This window comes from Mycobacterium sp. (assembly GCF_035653355.1).
Taxonomy (GTDB): domain Bacteria; phylum Actinomycetota; class Actinomycetes; order Mycobacteriales; family Mycobacteriaceae; genus Mycobacterium.
On sequence record NZ_DASRBZ010000486.1, the window covers coordinates 1 to 4,306 of the forward strand.

At 68.0% G+C, this 4,306-nt stretch carries 5 protein-coding genes; 4 read left to right on the top strand and 1 reads right to left on the bottom strand.

Features of this window, described 5'->3' with window-relative positions; all coding sequences use genetic code 11:
• The 3 genes from VFA16_RS16740 to nudC all read left to right on the top strand — a co-directional run.
• A partial coding sequence (locus VFA16_RS16740; RefSeq protein WP_324968894.1) for a PD-(D/E)XK nuclease family protein occupies positions 1-432 on the top strand: 432 nt, incomplete at its 5' end.
• A 41-nt stretch (positions 433-473) separates the two neighbouring features.
• On the top strand, positions 474-1,541 hold the full coding sequence (locus VFA16_RS16745) for a potassium channel family protein (RefSeq protein WP_324968895.1): 1,068 nt from the start codon (positions 474-476) through the stop codon (positions 1,539-1,541).
• Complete coding sequence (gene nudC / locus VFA16_RS16750; RefSeq protein WP_324968896.1) at positions 1,541-2,461, top strand: NAD(+) diphosphatase; 921 nt, start codon at positions 1,541-1,543, stop codon at positions 2,459-2,461. The genes VFA16_RS16745 and nudC overlap by 1 nt, the downstream gene beginning before the upstream one ends.
• A gap of 5 nt (positions 2,462-2,466) precedes the next feature.
• Here the strand turns inward: nudC and mrx1 are convergent, their stop codons facing one another.
• A complete protein-coding gene (gene mrx1 / locus VFA16_RS16755; protein ID WP_324968897.1) occupies positions 2,467-2,730 on the bottom strand; it encodes a mycoredoxin Mrx1 in 264 nt (87 codons plus the stop codon).
• A gap of 100 nt (positions 2,731-2,830) precedes the next feature.
• Between mrx1 and VFA16_RS16760 the strand changes: the two genes are divergently transcribed.
• A partial coding sequence (locus VFA16_RS16760; protein WP_324968898.1) for an ATP-dependent helicase occupies positions 2,831-4,306 on the top strand: 1,476 nt, incomplete at its 3' end.

Consider the following 4,306-nt stretch of genomic DNA (forward strand, 5'->3'; position numbering starts at 1 on the left):
GACCTCGACGACCTGCCAGGCGCCGACACAGGCGCCGCCCAGGCCGACGCGGAAGAGCTGGCCGCGTTACAGGCGGCGTTCAGCCGGTCACCGTGGGCGGCGCGCACACCGGTCGCGGTCGAGGTGCCGTTCGAAATGGCCATCGGCGAGACCGTGGTGCGTGGCCGGATCGACGCGGTGTTCGCCGACCCGGACGGCGGCACCACCGTAGTGGACTGGAAGACCGGTGAACCGCCGGACGGGCCGGAGGCCATGCGGCAGGCCGCGGTCCAGCTCGCCGTCTACCGGCTGGCGTGGGCGGGGTTGCAGGGCTGTCCGGAATCCGCGGTGCGCGCCGCCTTCTACTACGTGCGTACCGGAGTCACCGTCGAGCCGGATGCGCTGGCCGGGCCCGACGAGCTGACCGGGTTGGTAACCAACACCTCGGTGTAGCGGTCATGGTTACATTTGTGTCGTGCGCCAGCTGATGACGGATGGCCGTGGCGAAAGATAGGTTGGCCGGTCTCGACGACACGCTGACCGCCCGGCCCGGCCATGCACTGGTCGGCGTGTTGCGAATTCCGGAAAGCCCTGTCAGCCCGGTGCGGATCATCGTGCGCCGGGTCGCCATCGCGGTCGTGGTATTGCTTGCCGCCGCTTTGGTCGTCTATCTCGGCCGCGGCGGCTACCGCGACCTGAAGGGCGGGCCGCTGACCTTCTTGGACTGCGTGTACTACGCCACGGTGTCGCTGTCCACCACCGGTTACGGCGACATCACGCCGATCACCGAATACACCCGGCTGGTCAACGTCGTGGTCATGACGCCGCTGCGAATCGCGTTCCTGGCCGTGTTGGTCGGCACGACGCTCGAGGTTCTCTCCGAGCGGTCCCGGCAGGGATGGAAGATCCAGCGTTGGAGGAGCAGAGTGCGTAACCACACCGTCGTCATCGGCTACGGCACCAAAGGCAAGACAGCGGTCGCCGCCATGCTCAGTGACGAAGCGGCACCCAGCGACATCGTCGTCGTCGACACCGACCAAGCCGCCCTGGACCACGCATCGGCCGCTGGCCTGGTCACTGTGCACGGTGACGCGACCAAAGCCGACGTGCTGCGCTTAGCAGGCGCGCAACATGCAGCCTCGATCGTTGTGGCGGCCAACCGCGATGACACCGCCGCGCTGGTCACCCTGACGGCCCGAGAGATCGCGCCGAAGGCCAAGATCGTCGCCTCGATTCGGGAGGCCGAGAACCAACACTTGCTGCAGCAGTCGGGTGCGGACTCGGTGGTGGTGTCCTCGGAGACCGCCGGCCGGTTGCTCGGCATCGCCACGACCACGCCCAGCGTCGTGGAAATGATCGAGGATCTCCTGACGCCGGAAGCGGGGTTCGCTATTGCCGAACGCGAGGTCGAGCAGAGCGAGGTGGGCGGCTCGGCGCGGCATCTGCGTGACATCGTGCTCGGCGTGGTTCGCGACGGCCACTTGCTGCGTGTCGACGCCCCCGAGGTCGATGCGATCGAAGCCACCGACCGGCTGTTGTATATCCGCAGCGCGGGCCACTAGTGGCTGATTTCCAGCTGCGCAGCATTCCACTGCTGTCTCGCGTGGGCGCTGACCGGGCCGATCACGTGCGCACCGACGTCGAAGCCGCCACCGCCGGATGGCCGGAAGCCGCTGTGCTGCGGATCGATTCGCGCAACCAGGTGCTCGTCGCCAATGGTCGAGTAGTCCTCGACGCGGCAACCGCGCTGGGCGACAAGCCGCTACCAGATGCGGTGTTCCTCGGGCGTATCGAAGGTGGCCGCCATGTCTGGGCGATCCGGAGCCCGCTGCAGGCGCCCGAGGACCCCGACGTGCGCGTGGCCGACCTGCGCCGCGGGGGCCAGCTGTTCGACGACCTCAGCGCACAGCTGGTGTCGTGCGCCGTCGCGTTGCTGAATTGGCATGACAGCGCCCGCTTTTCGCCCCTGGACGGTACCCCGACCAAACCCGTCAGGAGCGGCTGGGCCCGAATCAACCCGCTGACCGGACAGGAAGAGTTCCCGCGCATCGATCCTGCGGTGATCTGCCTCGTCCACGACGGCCGAGACCGCGCTGTGCTCGCCCGCCAGACGGTCTGGCCAGAGCGGATGTTTTCATTGCTGGCTGGATTTGTCGAAGCCGGCGAGTCGTTCGAGCTGTGCGTCGTAAGAGAAATCCGCGAGGAAATTGGATTGACCGTGCGCGACGTCCGCTACCTGGGCAGCCAGCCCTGGCCGTTTCCGCGTTCGCTGATGGTCGGCTTCCACGCGATCGCCGACCCCGACCAACCCTTCTCGTTCAACGACGGCGAGATCGCCGAGGCCGCGTGGTTCACCCGCGACGAAGTACGTAGTGCGCTGGACGCCGGTGACTGGACCAGTGCTTCGGAGTCCAAACTCCTTCTGCCCGGCTCCGTTTCGATCGCCCGCCAGATCATCGAGTCGTGGGCTGCGCGCGACTGACTGACCTAACCGGTCAGATCGGCGAGCTTTGCCTTGACCTCGGCGACGCCGGGATTCGTCAGCGTCGACCCGTCGGCGAACTTGACGGTGGGAACGGTCCGGTTGCCGCCGTTGACCGAACCGACGAACTCCGCCGCCGTCCCGTCTTGTTCGATATCGACCTCGTCGTAGGTGATGCCTGCAGCCTTCAAGACCGTCTTGAGCCGATGGCAGTACCCACACCACGGCGTCGTATAGATCGTAAGCGGAGCCTTGAAAGCATCAGTCATAGCCGGTTCAACATAAATGGGGCCGCCTGTATTGCACCAACCGAGACTACGGCGTGGCGCTGCCGTCGGTTTGTCGGTAGCCGCTGCCAAGATGGACGCCATGCCGGTGACAGCTGACCCTTTGATCGCCGGCCTCGACGACGAGCAGCGCGAGGCAGTGCTGGCTCCCCGCGGACCGGTGTGCGTGCTGGCCGGTGCCGGAACTGGCAAGACACGCACCATCACCCACCGGATCGCCCACCTGGTCGGCGACGGCCACGTGGCTGCCGGGCAGGTGCTGGCGGTGACGTTCACTCAGCGCGCCGCGGGGGAGATGCGTTCGCGGCTACGAGCACTCGACGCCGCCGCGCAGACCGGCGCCAAGGTCGGCGCGGTGCAGGCGCTGACTTTCCACGCCGCCGCGCATCGCCAGCTGCGGTATTTTTGGCCGCGGGTCGTCGGAGACCGGGGCTGGCAGCTGCTGGACAGCAAGTTCGCGGTGGTCGCACGCGCCGCGAACCGCAGCGGCCTGCAGACGAGCACCGACGACGTGCGTGACCTCGCGGGCGAAATCGAGTGGGCTAAAGCGTCGCTGATCAGCCCCGAGCACTACCCGCCGGCGGTGGCGCAGGCCCGCCGCGACACCCCGCTGCCTGCCGCGCAGGTCGCCGCCGTGTACGAGGCCTACGAGAGCCTCAAGACCCGTGGCGACGGGGTGGCCCTGCTCGACTTCGACGACCTGCTGCTGCACACGGCGGCCGCCATCGAAAACGACGCGGCGGTCGCGGACGAGTTCCGTGACCGTTACCGCTGCTTCGTCGTCGACGAATACCAGGACGTAACGCCGCTGCAGCAGCGGGTGCTCTCAGCATGGCTGGGCGATCGCGACGACCTGACAGTCGTCGGCGACGCCAACCAAACCATCTACTCGTTCACCGGGGCCACGCCCCGCTACCTCCTCGACTTCTCGCGGCGCTTCCCCGAAGCCACCGTGGTCCGCCTAGAGCGGGACTACCGGTCGACCCCGCAGGTCGTGTCGCTCGCCAACCGGGTGATCGCCGCAGCCCGCGGACGGATGGCGGGCAGCAAACTGCACTTGACCGGGCAGCGGGATCCCGGCCCCACCCCGTCGTTTCACGAACATCCCGACGAGGTCGCCGAGGCCGCAGCGGTGGCGGCGTCGATATCGAAGCTCATCGAGAAAGGCATCCCACCCGCGGAGATCGCGGTGCTCTACCGCATCAACGCGCAGTCGGAGGTTTACGAGGAGGCGTTGACCGAGGCGGGCATCCCGTACCAGGTCCGCGGCGGCGAAGGGTTCTTCAGCCGTCAGGAGATCAAGCAGGCGTTGCTGGCGCTGCAGCGAGCCGCGGACCGCGGCGCAGAGGGCGACTTGCCCGAGCTGGTTCGCGGCCTTCTCGAACCGCTGGGGCTGACCGCCCAACCGCCGGCCGGCACGCGCGCCCGCGAACGCTGGGAAGCCCTGACCGCGCTCGCCGAACTGGTCGACGACGAAGTGGCGCAGCGCCCGCAGCTGGATCTGCCGGGTCTGCTGGCCGAGCTGCGCGTGCGCGCCGACGCCCGCCACCCCCCGGTG

Bases quoted from the DNA above. Each gene is read 5' to 3' on its own strand.
- mrx1 (WP_324968897.1), bottom strand. From the start codon at position 2,730: ATGACTGATGCTTTCAAGGCTCCGCTTACGATCTATACGACGCCGTGG.
- VFA16_RS16745 (WP_324968895.1), top strand. From the start codon at position 474: ATGGCCGTGGCGAAAGATAGGTTGGCCGGTCTCGACGACACGCTGACC.